Origin of the sequence: Limnohabitans sp. YIMB22184 (assembly GCF_048020265.1) — a bacterium.
Taxonomy (GTDB): Bacteria; Pseudomonadota; Gammaproteobacteria; order Burkholderiales; family Burkholderiaceae_C; genus Limnohabitans_A.
On record NZ_CP171843.1, the window covers coordinates 2,489,680 to 2,502,475 of the forward strand.

17 protein-coding genes are annotated in these 12,796 nt (G+C 62.8%); 9 read left to right on the forward strand and 8 right to left on the reverse strand.

Going from position 1 to position 12,796, the window contains the following annotated elements; translation table 11 throughout:
• Positions 1-4: 4 nt before the first annotated feature.
• Complete coding sequence (locus tag ACHEXL_RS11350; RefSeq protein WP_416559558.1) at positions 5-1,255, forward strand: multifunctional CCA addition/repair protein; 1,251 nt, start codon at positions 5-7, stop codon at positions 1,253-1,255.
• A gap of 105 nt (positions 1,256-1,360) precedes the next feature.
• On the opposite strand, the gene trxC is transcribed toward ACHEXL_RS11350, so the two are convergent.
• From trxC to ACHEXL_RS11375, 5 genes are all read right to left on the reverse strand, one after another.
• Positions 1,361-1,807: a thioredoxin TrxC gene (gene trxC / locus ACHEXL_RS11355; protein ID WP_416559559.1), complete on the reverse strand. Its 447-nt coding sequence runs from the start codon at positions 1,805-1,807 to the stop codon at positions 1,361-1,363.
• 94 nt (positions 1,808-1,901) lie between these two features.
• Entirely contained in the window at positions 1,902-2,162 is a 261-nt protein-coding gene (gene infA, locus ACHEXL_RS11360) for a translation initiation factor IF-1 (RefSeq protein WP_108428547.1), read from the reverse strand.
• Between the two features lie 14 nt (positions 2,163-2,176).
• The gene (locus ACHEXL_RS11365) at positions 2,177-2,392 is read right to left on the reverse strand and encodes a hypothetical protein (RefSeq protein WP_233249603.1); all 216 of its coding nucleotides are present in this window, start codon (positions 2,390-2,392) and stop codon (positions 2,177-2,179) included.
• 380 nt (positions 2,393-2,772) lie between these two features.
• Positions 2,773-2,967, reverse strand: a complete 195-nt coding sequence (locus ACHEXL_RS11370) for a DUF2905 domain-containing protein (protein WP_416559560.1) — start codon at positions 2,965-2,967, stop codon at positions 2,773-2,775.
• Between the two features lie 18 nt (positions 2,968-2,985).
• Entirely contained in the window at positions 2,986-4,152 is a 1,167-nt protein-coding gene (locus ACHEXL_RS11375; protein WP_416561348.1) for a class I SAM-dependent methyltransferase, read from the reverse strand.
• Between the two features lie 137 nt (positions 4,153-4,289).
• On the opposite strand from ACHEXL_RS11375, the gene ACHEXL_RS11380 reads away from it, so the two are divergent.
• From ACHEXL_RS11380 to ACHEXL_RS11405, 6 genes are read left to right on the forward strand one after another with little or no spacing between them, the layout of a single operon-like run.
• On the forward strand, positions 4,290-5,063 hold the full coding sequence (locus ACHEXL_RS11380; protein WP_416559561.1) for an SDR family oxidoreductase: 774 nt from the start codon (positions 4,290-4,292) through the stop codon (positions 5,061-5,063).
• On the forward strand, positions 5,060-5,455 hold the full coding sequence (locus ACHEXL_RS11385; protein ID WP_416559562.1) for a dihydroneopterin aldolase: 396 nt from the start codon (positions 5,060-5,062) through the stop codon (positions 5,453-5,455). The genes ACHEXL_RS11380 and ACHEXL_RS11385 overlap by 4 nt, the downstream gene beginning before the upstream one ends.
• Positions 5,452-5,823 carry a dihydroneopterin aldolase gene (locus ACHEXL_RS11390; protein ID WP_191818099.1) on the forward strand — a complete coding sequence of 124 codons (372 nt, stop codon included), beginning with the start codon at positions 5,452-5,454 and terminating at the stop codon, positions 5,821-5,823. The genes ACHEXL_RS11385 and ACHEXL_RS11390 overlap by 4 nt, the downstream gene beginning before the upstream one ends.
• 5 nt (positions 5,824-5,828) lie before the next feature.
• Complete coding sequence (gene ttcA, locus ACHEXL_RS11395; RefSeq protein WP_416559563.1) at positions 5,829-6,758, forward strand: tRNA 2-thiocytidine(32) synthetase TtcA; 930 nt, start codon at positions 5,829-5,831, stop codon at positions 6,756-6,758.
• Positions 6,759-6,776: 18 nt separating this feature from the next.
• Entirely contained in the window at positions 6,777-7,406 is a 630-nt protein-coding gene (locus tag ACHEXL_RS11400; RefSeq protein WP_416559564.1) for a DUF4136 domain-containing protein, read from the forward strand.
• 14 nt (positions 7,407-7,420) lie between these two features.
• Positions 7,421-8,065, forward strand: a complete 645-nt coding sequence (locus ACHEXL_RS11405) for a histidine phosphatase family protein (protein WP_416559565.1) — start codon at positions 7,421-7,423, stop codon at positions 8,063-8,065.
• 9 nt (positions 8,066-8,074) lie between these two features.
• Here the strand turns inward: ACHEXL_RS11405 and ruvB are convergent, their stop codons facing one another.
• Entirely contained in the window at positions 8,075-9,121 is a 1,047-nt protein-coding gene (gene ruvB / locus ACHEXL_RS11410) for a Holliday junction branch migration DNA helicase RuvB (protein ID WP_416559566.1), read from the reverse strand.
• Between the two features lie 14 nt (positions 9,122-9,135).
• Positions 9,136-9,711 (reverse strand): Holliday junction branch migration protein RuvA, encoded by a 576-nt coding sequence (gene ruvA, locus ACHEXL_RS11415; protein ID WP_416559567.1) that lies wholly within the window; start codon positions 9,709-9,711, stop codon positions 9,136-9,138.
• Positions 9,712-9,804: 93 nt separating this feature from the next.
• On the opposite strand from ruvA, the gene ACHEXL_RS11420 reads away from it, so the two are divergent.
• The gene (locus ACHEXL_RS11420; protein ID WP_291928152.1) at positions 9,805-10,785 is read left to right on the forward strand and encodes a PhoH family protein; all 981 of its coding nucleotides are present in this window, start codon (positions 9,805-9,807) and stop codon (positions 10,783-10,785) included.
• A 19-nt stretch (positions 10,786-10,804) separates the two neighbouring features.
• On the forward strand, positions 10,805-11,260 hold the full coding sequence (ybeY, locus tag ACHEXL_RS11425; protein ID WP_416559568.1) for an rRNA maturation RNase YbeY: 456 nt from the start codon (positions 10,805-10,807) through the stop codon (positions 11,258-11,260).
• A 101-nt stretch (positions 11,261-11,361) separates the two neighbouring features.
• Here ybeY and dbpA read toward each other — a convergent pair whose 3' ends face one another.
• Positions 11,362-12,771: an ATP-dependent RNA helicase DbpA gene (gene dbpA, locus ACHEXL_RS11430; RefSeq protein ID WP_416559569.1), complete on the reverse strand. Its 1,410-nt coding sequence runs from the start codon at positions 12,769-12,771 to the stop codon at positions 11,362-11,364.
• Positions 12,772-12,796 lie beyond the last annotated feature (25 nt).

A 12,796-nucleotide genomic window follows, 5' to 3' on the forward strand; every position in this document is an offset into this window, starting at 1 on the left:
CACCATGGGTGTTTTTGTCGTCGGCGGTGCGGTGCGCGATGCCTTGATGGGCCAGCGCGTCAACGACCGCGACTGGGTGGTGGTGGGCAGCACGCCCGAAGCCATGAGCGCACAGGGTTATGTGCCTGTGGGCAAGGACTTTCCGGTGTTTTTGCACCCGCAGACCCGCGAGGAATACGCCCTGGCCCGCACAGAGCGCAAGACGGCACGGGGCTACAAAGGCTTTGCGGTGCAAGCCGCGCCCGACGTCACCCTCGAAGAAGACCTGGCCCGGCGCGACCTCACGGTGAACGCCATGGCCGTGCCCGAGGCGCTGGCCCACCAAGCCCCCTCCACCTGGACAGGCCAGATCGTTGACCCCTACGGCGGCCGACGCGACCTGCAATCCAAGGTGCTGCGCCATGTCACCGAGGCCTTTGCCGAGGACCCGGTGCGCATCCTGCGGTTGGCACGTTTTGCGGCGCGCTTTGCCGACTTTTCTGTGGCGGGCGACACCATGGCCTTGATGCGGCAGATGGTCGAGGACGGCGAAGTGGACCACCTGGTGCCCGAGCGCGTCTGGCAGGAACTAGCCAAAGGCCTGATGGCGACCCAACCCTCCCGCATGTTCGAGGTGTTGCGGGACTGCGGTGCGCTCAAGGTCTTGCTGCCCGAGCTGGACCGCCTGTGGGGCGTGCCCCAGCGCCCGGAATACCACCCCGAAATCGACACGGGCGTGCACATGATGCTGGTGATGGACATGGCGGCCAGGCTGAACATGCCGCTGCCCGTGCGCGTGGCCTGCCTGATGCACGACCTGGGCAAAGGCAGCACGCCCGCCGACGTGCTGCCCCGCCACATTGGCCATGAAGGGCGCAGCGTCAAGCTCCTGCAAAAGGTGTGCGAGCGCCTGCGCGTGCCCACCGATTGCAAAGAACTGGCCGAGGTGGTGGCGCGCGAGCACGGCAACATCCACCGCAGCGCCGAGCTGGGACCGGAAGCCCTGATGCGCTTGCTGGAGCGTTGTGACGCGATTCGCCAGCCCGAGCGCTTTGTGCGGGTGCTGCAGGCGTGCGAATGCGATGCACGGGGTCGGCTGGGGTTTGACGATGCGGCTTACCCCCAAGCCGAACGCTTGTTGAAAGCCCAGCAGGCTGCGCTGTCCGTCGAAACCGCGCCGATTGCCCAGGCTGCGGCGGCCCAAGGCCTCAAAGGCCCCAAGATTGGTGAGCAAATTGCCAAAGCGCGCGCCCAAGCGGTCGCAGCTTCTCTGTAGGAGCGGTCTCTGACCGCGATCAACTCACCCCAAATGCTTCGCGGTCGGAAACCACGCCTAAGGAACCCCTCTTCGCGGTCTGAGACCGCTCCTACAAAGCCCTGTTCAAAGGTGCGAACGCGTCCAGTCGGCAATGTCTTGCGCTGTGCGAAACGCACCCGCCTGGCGGGCGACTTCCTTGCCGCCGACAAACAATGCGAGTGTGGGGATGCTGCGGATGTTGAAGCGGGCGGCGATGGCCTGCGCTTCTTCGGTGTTGAGTTTGGCCACCCGCACCTGGGGCTCCAACAGGGCTGCGGCCTGTTCGTAAGCCGGGGCCATCATGCGACACGGACCGCACCAGGGAGCCCAAAAATCGACCAGCACCGACACATGGCTGCGGCCAATGTGCTTGTCAAAACTGGCACCGTCCAGCGCCAGCGGGTGACCGTCAAAAAGAGCTTGGTGGCATTGTCCGCAATCGGGGGCGTTGTGCATATCGGCCACACGCACCCGGTTGGTGGTGTGGCAGTGCGGACAAACAATGTGCAAGGCGTCTGCAGAAGCGGTCATGGATTCCCCTGTGTTGCCAATCACGTGGGGATCATGCTCGGCGATTCAAGAGCCTTGCGCGTTGACTCAGGTCAACGCAAAGAACCAGCGCGGGTCAGCGTGTAGGGGGGCGGCGAGGCGCCATGGGAGCACGGCCAGCCAGGTGACGGAAGCTGATGCGGCCTTTGCTCAGGTCATAAGGCGAGAGTTCGAGCGTCACACGGTCACCCGCCAAAATGCGGATGTGGTTTTTGCGCATCTTGCCGGCCGAATAAGCAATCAGTTGGTGACCGTTGTCCAGGGTCACTCGAAAACGGGTGTCGGGCAACACCTCGTTGACCACGCCCATCAGTTCAATCAGTTCTTCTTTAGCCATTTAAAACGTCTTTCTCAAAGCAGGATCGGTTTCGTCGTCTGGCGCTCCACCCACAACTTGCCTTCATCGAGGGCGTATTGGCTGGCGGCGGCCGGTGTGGCGAATTCGGGCACAAACCGCATCACGCGGTCGGTGCTGGCGCTGCCGCGGCCACTGGCCACGGACACTTGTGCGCCAAATGCGCCATTGGGCAAAGCCCTGGCGCACGGCTGAATTCGGAATTTTCCCATGGAGATGGGTTGGTGTGAACAATATGAAATGGTCATGTATTTTAACGAAGGGGGTCGAACCGCTTTTTTCGGCCCTCTTGGGGGCTGTGCGGCGGCACGGGTCTTGGCATGTCCTGCTGCCAAAAAAGCGCCCCCATGAACAGCCCTGAAGGCCTGCCCAACAACAGCACCGTGCAGAGGTGCGTTAAAAAGGAAGCAAAAAATCGTCTGGGCCCAGCTTGGAAAAGCATGGCGGGCGATGTGCACAGTGGAGGACAAGACTGGCATCCCTCTGCCGGGATGCGCTATCGGCTCGGCTAGAGCGAGATGGGCATAAGTCGCCAATGGCGTGCTGCACTGTAACACGTCCGGGTCTGACCTGCTTGGGCAGGTCTTGCCGCTCACAACCAGCGCGCGATCCCGGCCGCCACCATGCTCAGCAGCAAGGTGCTGGTGATGGGGATGAAAAACTCGCGCCCGAACAGGCGAAAGCGAAAATCCCCGGGCAGGCGGCCAAAGCCGAGTTTTTGCAGCCATTTTTGCAGGCCACTGAAGATGATCAGGGCCAGAAACACCACGATGAGCCAGCGCAACATAGCTTGCCTGGATGCCGTTTACAGGCGGTGCGAGCGGTCGCTCCGGGCAAAGCCCTGGGCCGACCAGTCGGTGGAGGTGGAAAACCCGATCACCTTGAACAACTCGCCCATTTCATGCTCATTGACCAGGCGCTGGGCCTGACTGCGCTCGGCCAAGCTGGCAGCGGCCATGCGCTCGGCCAGCCCCAAATTCAGCAAAAACCAGGCTTGGCTGGTGTAACCCAGAACCTCCAGCCCGGCGTTTTGGCCGGCCAGGGCCACCCCGGTGAAGTTGACATGGGCCGTGATGTCTTTTTGGCCCACCGCCACCAGGGGGTTGTCGTCGGCCTGGTGCAGTTGGTGGCACATGACGGTGCCCATGTGGCGCTGCGGGTGAAAGTATTCGGCCTCGGGGAAGCCGTAATCGAGAAAAAACGCCGCCCCGCCCCGTCCGGCCAGCAGCCGCTCGGCCAAGCTGGCGACAAAAGCCTCGGCCTGGGGGTGGATTTCGGTCAGGTAATCGTGCTCGCCTTCGATCTCGACGGGCGGACGCAAGTCGGTCAGGCGGTCTTGCCAAGCGAAATCTTCACCAGAACTGACCACGCCGCGCTCGTGCCACACGCCCTGCGTGCGCTGCAGCAGCTGCACCGGCATGGCATCCAGCACCTCGTTGCCCACCACCACGCCCTCGATGACCTCGGGCCAGGCGTCTAACCAGCGCACTTTGCCCGCGTGTTGCAGCAAGGTGTCGGCCTGGCGGGCGCGCAAAGTGCCTGACAAATCGATGATGGTGTAACGCTTCACGGCGTCACCCAGACTGTCCAGCAGCTGCAAGGCCAGCGCCCCGGTTCCCGCACCAAACTCCCAGACCTCATCCGTGCCGGTGGCGTCTAATGCCTGACCCACCTGCACCGCCACGGTCTGGCCAAACAGGGGCGACATGCCCGGCGCGGTCACAAAATCGCTGCCCGAGGACGGCATGGCGCCGAACTTTTGCAGGGCGTTGGTGTAGTAGCCCAGGCCCGGTTCGTACAGGGCCATGGCCATGAAACGGTCAAAACCCAGCCAGCCGCCCGCTTGGGCGATGGCGTGGTGGATGCGCTGGGTCAGATCGGCGGGGGACTGGAGATTGGGCGAGGTCACGCGACGATTGTCGCCGAAGGCGTGCAGGCAAGCCGGCCGATTTGGCCGAACGAGCACCCGCATATGCCGCTTGCCCGATAATTCACCCAAGTTTTGTCCAACGGTCATGCCGGACTTGATCCGGCATCCACGATGGACCCAACATGGACCCCGGATTGAGTCCGGGGTGACAAAAAAGCCCCAGCCAAACACTCCCATTCATGAAACAAGTTCTGGTCACCGGAGGCGCTCACCGCCTGGGCGCCGAGATCGTCCGCCAATTTGCGGCGGCGGGTTGGCGCGTGTGGTGCCATTACCAACGCTCGGCAGCTACGGCGCAGGCCCTGCAGGCCGCGCTGCGCTCACAAGAGGCGCACGTTGAACTGGTGCAGGCCGACCTGGCACAAAGCACCGACGTCGAACGCATGGTGGTGCACATCACGCAAAGCCATGGGGCGCTGGATTGCCTGGTGAACAACGCCTCGCTCTTCGAGCCGGACGAAGGCACCCAAATGGACCTGCACGGTGCACGCCAGCAACTCGAAGTGAATTTGATCGCGCCCATGCTGCTGGCTTCGCTGATGGCCCGGCAAGCCGCGCCAAACGCCCTGCCCGGCCAGCGCAGCGTGGTCCACATCCTGGACCAGAAGGTGTTCAACCTGAACCCGGATTATTTTTCTTACACCGTCTCCAAACTGGCGCTGGAGCGGGCCGTGGCCTTGCAGGCCCAAGCCCTGGCCCCCTTGCGGGTGTGCGGCGTGGCCCCAGGCCTGATGTTTTTGAGCGGCCCGCAAACGCAAGAGAACTTTGACCGCGCCAGCCGGGTGAACCTGCTGCGCCAGCCGATCGACCCGGCGCAGGTGGCGGCGACCTGCCTTTTCTTGGCACAAAACCCCTGCATCACCGGCACCACCGTGTGCGTGGACAACGGCCAGCACCTGGTGCCACTTGAGCGCGATGTGATGTTCCTCGCCGACCCGAAAGGTGCCGCATGAGCGACCTGATGACCAATTTGGCGCTGAATTGCCGCCGCCTGTTTTTGCGCAACCACACGGTGGACGTGCGCATCGGCGCACACGACTTCGAAAAGCTCGGCCCCCAGCGCATCGTCTTCAATGTGGAGCTGTTCGTGCCCTACAGCGCGTCCACCCCCACGCAGGACGATCTGGCCGAGGTGGTGGACTACGACTTCATCCGCGAGGTGATTGCCCGGCGTGTGGCGCAAGGCCACATCGTGCTGCAAGAGACTTTGTGCGACGACCTGATGCGCGAGCTGATCACCCACCCGCAGGTGCAGGCGGTGCGCCTGTCCAGCTGCAAACCCGATGTGTACCCGGACTGCGAAGCGGTTGGGGTTGAAGTTTTCCAGATCAAACCCGCGCCATGAAAACACCCGCAGGACACCAAACCCTGGAGCTGACCGGTTTGCGCTTTGACGCCAACCTGGGCATCCTCGAACACGAAAAAACCGATCCGCAGCCGATCCAGGTCGATGCCGAGCTCAACCTGGGCACGCAGCCCCTGCTGCCCAGCGACGACGACATCAACGCGGTGCTGGATTACCGCAAGGTGCGCAAAATCATCATCGACGAATGCACCGCCGAACACATCAACCTGCTCGAAACCCTGATCGGCAAGCTCTCGAACCGCCTGATGCAACTGCCGGGCGTGTTGGGCGTGCGCGTCAAGATTGCCAAACTTGAAATTTTTGAAGACTGCGAAGTAGCCATTCGCATGGAAACCGGACAGTGGTGAACCCCATGAACACAGCAACTGAAAACACCTGGGTCGATGCCGAAGCGGCCGATGCCGCCAAAGCCGCCAAGATCGAGCGCGAAACCCACAAACTTGAAAAACGCCTGTGCCGCCAGATGGGCCAGGCGATTTCCGACTTCAACCTGATCGAAGCGGGCGACCGCATCATGGTCTGCATGTCGGGCGGCAAGGACAGCTACGGCATGCTGGACATCCTGCTCAAGATGAAGGCCCGCGCCCCGGTGGACTTCCAGCTGGTGGCGGTCAACCTTGACCAAAAGCAACCGGGTTTCCCGGACCACATCCTGCCCGCTTACCTCAAAGAGCTGGGCGTGGAGTTCCACATCGAGACGCAAGACACCTACTCGATCGTCAAAGACAAGATCCCCGAAGGCAAGACCATGTGCAGCCTGTGCTCGCGCCTGCGCCGCGGCATTTTGTACCGCGTGGCGCGGGAGTTGAAGTGCAATAAGTTGGCGCTGGGCCACCACCGCGACGACATGCTGCAGACCTTCTTTTTGAACATGTTCTTTGGCGGCAAGCTCAAAGGCATGCCCCCGAAGCTGGTCAGCGACAACGGCGAGTTCATGGTGATCCGCCCGCTGGCCTATGTGGCCGAGTCCGACCTGATCCGTTGGGCAGAGCACCGACAGTTCCCCATCATCCCGTGCACCCTGTGTGGCAGCCAGGAAAACCTGCAACGCCTGCAGGTGGGTAACATGCTGCGCGAGTGGCAGAAAAAGCACCCCGGCCGGATTGAAAACATGTTCGCGGCTTTGCAAAATGTGGTGCCTTCGCATTTGATGGATGCCAAGCTGCACGGCTTCAAAGACCTGAAGATCACAGGTATCGAATCGGATGACGGCGACAAGGCGTTTGACGAGGAAGAGTTCAAGGAGCCGTCTTTGCCGGGCATTCAGGTCATCTCGATGTGAACCTCAAGGGGACAGCGCATGCGCACAGCAACTCGTCAGCTCACACGGTGGTTTTCGATGGCCTTGGCCGCCTTGGCTTTGACCGGGTTGACGGGCTGCGCCTCGATGCGCCTGATCGACAGCGATGTGGTGTCCGTGGCGGCGGTGCCGCCAGGCATGAGTTTGCAAGGCGCCAAATACCGTTTTGAACGCCTGCCCTCCCAAGTCAACAACCCCGAGGCCGGACTGGCTGAACAACAAGCGCAGGCCGCCATGACCGCCGTGGGCTTGGTGCGCGACGACGCTGCAGCCAGCCTGAGCGTGATGGTGGGCTTCAGCGGCACGCAGTACCTGGTCGACCCTTGGGGCCGACCCATTGGGCCAGGCTGGTCGCCTTACGGCAGTGTGGCGATCGGATCGGGTTTTGGCTCGCACATCGGCCTGGGTGTGGGCATGCGCTTTCCGCCACCCACGCATTACCGCCGCGAGGTCAGTCTCATCATGCGTGACCTGAAATCAGGTCAGGTGGTCTATGAAACCCGCGCCAGCCACACCGGACCCTGGAGCGACAGCGTGCCGATTTTTGCCACCCTGTTCCAGGCCGCGCTGGCCAATTTCCCCAATCCACCGCTTGGTCCGCGTCGGGTCAACATCGAGCTGCCGCGCTGACACCCAAGGACCGCATGGAACCGACCCGCATTCTGGCCATTCGCCATGGAGAGACCGCCTGGAACGTCGACACCCGCCTGCAAGGCCATCTGGACATCCCGCTCAATGACGAAGGCCTGCGCCAGGCCCAGCATTTGGCGCAAGCCCTGGTGCAAGGAGATGCCATCGATGCGATTTACGCGAGTGACCTCTCGCGCGCCCACACCACCGCCTTGGCGATTGCGCAGCGGCTTGGCCAAACCGTGAAAACGCATACCGGCCTGCGCGAACGCCATTTCGGCGCGTTTCAAGGCCGCACCTTTGCCGAGATCGAAGTCGAACTGCCCGAACACGCCTGGCACTGGCGCAAGCGCACGCCCGACTGGACGCCACCAGACGGCGGCGAATCCTTGATCGCTTTGCGCGAGCGGATTGTGACCACCGTGGATCAGCTGGCAGCCCAGCACCCCGGCCAGCAAATCGTGATGGTCGCGCACGGCGGCGTACTGGACATCCTGTACCGCGCTGCTACCCGGCTGGACTTGCAAGCGCCGCGCACCTGGCAATTGACCAACACGGCTGTCAACCGGCTGCTGTGGACACCGCAAGGCCTGTCGCTGGTGGGCTGGGGGGACACTTCGCACCTGGAGGCGCTGGGCAAGGACGAGACGACCGTGTGAGCGGCCGCCTCACTGCCCGAAAGTTTTGGGCGGCGTGACGCCCAAATGCCGGAAGGCCGCCAAAGTGGCCATGCGCCCGCGCGGGGTGCGCTGCAAATAGCCTTGCTGGATCAAATACGGCTCGATCACGTCTTCGATCGTGTCGCGCTCCTCGCCAATGCTGGCCGCAATGTTGTCCAGCCCGACCGGGCCGCCGTCAAAGCGATGGATCACGGCTTCGAGCAGTTTGCGGTCCATCAGGTCAAAGCCTTCGGGGTCCACGTCCAGCATAACCAAGGCTTTTTGCGCGATGGCCTTGTAGATGGTGCCGTCGCCCTTGACATCGGCATAGTCACGCACCCGGCGCAGCAAGCGGTTGGCAATGCGCGGCGTGCCGCGTGAACGGCGGGCAATCTCGAAAGAGCCCTCAGGGTCAATCGGTGCTTTGAGCAAACCGGCGCTCCGGGTCACGATGCGGGTCAACTCTTCGGGGGTGTAGAACTCCAAGCGCGACACGATGCCAAAACGATCACGCAGCGGGTTGGTCAGCATGCCCGCCCGCGTGGTCGCACCCACGAGCGTGAAAGGCTGCAGGTCGAGCTTGATGCTGCGGGCTGCAGGGCCCTCGCCGATCATGATGTCGATCTGGTAGTCCTCGAGCGCGGGGTACAAAATCTCTTCGACCACGGGCGACAGGCGGTGGATCTCGTCGATGAAGAGCACATCGTTGCGCTCCAGATTGGTCAGCAGCGCCGCCAAATCTTTGGGTTTTTCGAGCACCGGGCCGCTGGTCTGGCGCAGGTTCACGCCCAGCTCGGCGGCGATGATGTGGCTCAGTGTGGTCTTGCCCAGGCCGGGCGGGCCAAACAGCAGCACATGGTCCAGCGGCTCTTCGCGCATCTTGGCCGCGCTGATGAAAATCTCCAGCTGCTCGCGCACCTTGACCTGGCCCACGTATTCATCGAGCAGCTTGGGGCGCAAGGCTCGCTCGATCGCTTCTTCCTGGTGCGACACGGGGGCCGCCGAAATGACCCGGGGTTCGGGTTGGGGGGCGAAATCGTCGGTGCGGATGCTCATGGCTCAGTTCATTTTCATTTGTTCAGGGCTTTGAGCGCCAGCTTGATGCCCTCGCTCACACCCACGTCCACGGGCAAGCTCTTGAGGGCCGCGGCGGCCTCCTTGTCGCTGTAGCCCAGCGCCAGCAAGGCCTGCTGGATATCGCTTTGCGCGTCGGGGGTATTCACCGCAAACAGGCCGCCGATGTCGCCGCCCAGTTTGCCTTTGAGTTCGAGCAGCAAACGCTCGGCAGTTTTTTTGCCAATGCCGGGCACCTTGACCAGACGACCGACTTCTTGCGTGGTGATGGCCTGCGCCAGGTCGGTCACGCTCATGCCCGACAGCACGCTCAGCGCTGTGCGGGGGCCGACGCCGGAGATTTTGATGAGCTGGCGAAAGGCTTCGCGCTCGCTCAAGGTGGCAAAGCCGTACAGGATTTGCGCGTCTTCGCGCACCACAAAGTGCGTGACCAGACTGACTTTTTCGCCCGTGGTCGGCAAATTGTAGAAAGTGCTCATCGGCACATTGACCTCGTAGCCCACGCCGTGGCAGTCCACCACCACTTCAGGAGGGTTCTTGTCGCTCAGAATGCCGGTGAGTTTGCCAATCATGGAGGGCCTTTGAGTTGCGTGGATATGGAGGAGAATCGGGGCTCCTTGGCCTGCAAAACACCAGCGAAACCACCCTCGGACAGGATTATCCACTTGATCGTCAGACACACCTTCACACCGCACAACAACACCCGCCTGTCGCACCTGTGCGGCCCCATGGACGCGCACCTACGCACCATCGAAGCAGGCCTGCAGGTGAGCATCGCGCACCGCCATGAGCAGTTCAAGGTGGATGGCCCCAAGGCCGTAGCCCTGCGGGCGATGGAGATTTTGCAAGCGATCTACGAACGCGCCGACCGCCCGATTGCGCCCGACATGGTGCAGCTCATGCTGGTGGGCGACAGCGGGGGCGAGGAAGCCGATCTGCCCGCCTTGCAAACCCGCCGCGCCGACCTGAAGGCCCGCACCCCGGTGCAGGCGGCGTATCTGGAGAGCATCGCCACACACGACATCACCTTCGGCATCGGCCCTGCAGGCACGGGCAAGACCTACCTGGCCGTGGCCTGTGCGGTGGATGCGCTGGAACGCGCCAGCGTGCAGCGCATTGTGCTCACACGCCCGGCCGTGGAAGCGGGCGAGCGACTGGGCTTTTTGCCCGGCGACCTGTCCCAAAAAGTCGATCCGTATTTGCGCCCGCTGTATGACGCGCTGTACGACCTGATGGGCTACGACAAGGTGCAAAAGGCGTTTGAGCGCAACGCGATCGAGATCGCGCCGCTGGCCTTCATGCGCGGGCGCACGCTGAACAACGCCTTCGTGATCCTGGACGAAGCGCAAAACACCAGCACCGAGCAAATGAAGATGTTCCTGACCCGCATCGGCTTTGGCGCCAAAGCCGTGGTTACGGGCGATGTGAGCCAGATCGACTTGCCCAAAGGGCAGCTCTCAGGGCTGATCGACGCCGAGCGGGTTTTGAAGCGCGTAAAGGGCATCGCCTTCACGCGGTTCTCGAGTGCCGACGTGGTGCGACACCCCCTTGTGGCTCGCATTGTGGACGCGTACGACGCACAAGGCAGCGCCGCCATGCGGGCAGGTGTCACCACCCGCCGCAAGCCTTTGCCCACCGACGATTGACACCACCGAATCCCATCCCATGGCCCTCCAACAACTTCAACTGTCCCTGCAATTTGGCGACTTCCCTCACAAAGCCCGCCACCGCGCCGCCCTGCCCCGTCACGCGGTCATCCGCGCCATTCGCCATGCCCTGGCCGATGACGCCGAAATCACGGTGCGCATCGTGGGCGAAGAAGAAGGCCGCGAGCTGAACAAGAGTTACCGCAAGAAGGACTACGCCACCAATGTGCTGACGTTCGACTATGTGCAAGAACCGGTGGTTCTGGCCGACTTGGTGCTGTGCGCCCCGGTGGTCGCGCGCGAAGCCAAAGAGCAAGGCAAGACCCTGGCCGCACACTACGCGCATTTGCTGGTGCACGGCACTTTGCATGCCCAAGGCTGGGACCATGAGACCAGCGAGGCTGACGCCGAAGAGATGGAGGCCTACGAAATTGACATCCTGGCCGAGTTGGGGATCAAGAATCCTTATCGGTGACTGGGTGAGGTGTCGGTTTGGGCAGGGCCGGGTTCCTCATGCCGGGGTACCGAAAATCGGTGCCCACCGCATCGCCCCATTCACCGCTCTCAAAAAAACAATCAAAGCAAGCGAACCTTCACGCTCTTGCCCTTGATCTTGCCGCGTGACAGCTGCGCCTCCACTTTTTTGGCCAAATCGGCCTGCACCGCCACATAGGTCGAAAATTCGTTCACATTGATCTTGCCAACCTGCTCTCGCGTCAGCCCGCACTCACCCGCCAGCGCGCCCATCACATCGCCCGCACGGATTTTTTCCTTGCGGCCACCGACGATCTGCAGCGTGCGCATGGGGGGCTGCAGCGGTCCGCCTGCGGCAGGCGTCAGACCTGACAGCGGCTCCCATTTGGACTCGCGGCCTTGCATCACCTCGATCTTGCCGACCGCGCCCATCTCGTCCATGCTGGCGAGCGTGAGCGCCAGGCCTTCGGCATCGCCCCGGCCTGTGCGGCCAATGCGGTGGATGTGGATTTCCGGGTCGGGCGTCACGTCCACATTGATCACGGCTTCCAGGCCTTCCACATCCAGCCCGCGTGAGGCCACGTCGGTGGCCACCAGCACCGAGCAGCTGCGGTTGGCAAACTGCACCAGCACCTGGTCACGCTCGCGCTGCTCCAGCTCGCCAAACAAGGCCAGCGCGCTGTAGCCCTGCGCCTGCAGCACCGCCACCAGATCGCGGCACTGCTGCTTGGTGTTGCAGAACGCCAGTGTGCGTTCGGGGCGGAAATGTGCCAGCAAGCGGGACACGGCGTCCAGCCGTTGGGTCTCGCTCACTTCGTAAAACACCTGGCGAATTTTGTGTGCGCTGTGCTGCGCCTCCACCTTGACGGTCTGCGGCGAACGCATGAATTGCGCCGCCAGCTTGGCAATGCCTTCGGGGTAAGTGGCCGAAAACAGCAGGGTCTGGCGGTCTTTGGCACACTGGCGCACCACCTTGGCGATGTCGTCGAAAAAGCCCATGTCCAGCATGCGGTCGGCCTCGTCCAGCACCAGCGTGTTCACCCCCGCCAAACTCAGCGAACCACGCTCCAGGTGGTCCAGGATGCGGCCGGGCGTGCCCACCACCACATCGGCGCCGTGCTCCAGGCTCAGCGTCTGCCCACGCAGGGCCACGCCGCCGCACAAAGTGACAACTTTCACGTTCTGGCGAGCGCGGGCCAAGCGCCTGATTTCCTGCGTGACCTGGTCGGCCAACTCGCGGGTGGGGCACAGCACCACGGCCTGAATGGCTGCGCTGGGCGAGCCCGCCGTTTCCAAACGCTCAATCAGGGGCAGACCAAAGGCGGCGGTTTTGCCGCTGCCGGTGCTGGCCTGGGCGATCAGGTCTTGCCCGGCCAGGGTCAGCGGCAAGCTGGCCGCCTGGATGGGCGTCATCTGGGTGTAGCCCAGTTGTTCAAGGTTTTGGAGGGTGGCGGGTGCCAGCTGAAGCTGGTCGAAGCGCGCGGATGTCGCGTCTTGGGGTTTTGCAGTCATGCCCCGATTATCGGCGGCGATCCCT

Bases quoted from the DNA above. Each gene is read 5' to 3' on its own strand.
- ACHEXL_RS11350 (WP_416559558.1), top strand. From the start codon at position 5: ATGGGTGTTTTTGTCGTCGGCGGTGCGGTGCGCGATGCCTTGATGGGC.
- trxC (WP_416559559.1), bottom strand. From the start codon at position 1,807: ATGACCGCTTCTGCAGACGCCTTGCACATTGTTTGTCCGCACTGCCAC.
- infA (WP_108428547.1), bottom strand. From the start codon at position 2,162: ATGGCTAAAGAAGAACTGATTGAACTGATGGGCGTGGTCAACGAGGTG.
- ACHEXL_RS11365 (WP_233249603.1), bottom strand. From the start codon at position 2,392: ATGGGAAAATTCCGAATTCAGCCGTGCGCCAGGGCTTTGCCCAATGGC.
- ACHEXL_RS11370 (WP_416559560.1), bottom strand. From the start codon at position 2,967: ATGTTGCGCTGGCTCATCGTGGTGTTTCTGGCCCTGATCATCTTCAGT.
- ACHEXL_RS11375 (WP_416561348.1), bottom strand. From the start codon at position 4,152: ATGCGGGTGCTCGTTCGGCCAAATCGGCCGGCTTGCCTGCACGCCTTC.
- ACHEXL_RS11380 (WP_416559561.1), top strand. From the start codon at position 4,290: ATGAAACAAGTTCTGGTCACCGGAGGCGCTCACCGCCTGGGCGCCGAG.
- ACHEXL_RS11385 (WP_416559562.1), top strand. From the start codon at position 5,060: ATGAGCGACCTGATGACCAATTTGGCGCTGAATTGCCGCCGCCTGTTT.
- ACHEXL_RS11390 (WP_191818099.1), top strand. From the start codon at position 5,452: ATGAAAACACCCGCAGGACACCAAACCCTGGAGCTGACCGGTTTGCGC.
- ttcA (WP_416559563.1), top strand. From the start codon at position 5,829: ATGAACACAGCAACTGAAAACACCTGGGTCGATGCCGAAGCGGCCGAT.
- ACHEXL_RS11400 (WP_416559564.1), top strand. From the start codon at position 6,777: ATGCGCACAGCAACTCGTCAGCTCACACGGTGGTTTTCGATGGCCTTG.
- ACHEXL_RS11405 (WP_416559565.1), top strand. From the start codon at position 7,421: ATGGAACCGACCCGCATTCTGGCCATTCGCCATGGAGAGACCGCCTGG.
- ruvB (WP_416559566.1), bottom strand. From the start codon at position 9,121: ATGAGCATCCGCACCGACGATTTCGCCCCCCAACCCGAACCCCGGGTC.
- ruvA (WP_416559567.1), bottom strand. From the start codon at position 9,711: ATGATTGGCAAACTCACCGGCATTCTGAGCGACAAGAACCCTCCTGAA.
- ybeY (WP_416559568.1), top strand. From the start codon at position 10,805: ATGGCCCTCCAACAACTTCAACTGTCCCTGCAATTTGGCGACTTCCCT.
- dbpA (WP_416559569.1), bottom strand. From the start codon at position 12,771: ATGACTGCAAAACCCCAAGACGCGACATCCGCGCGCTTCGACCAGCTT.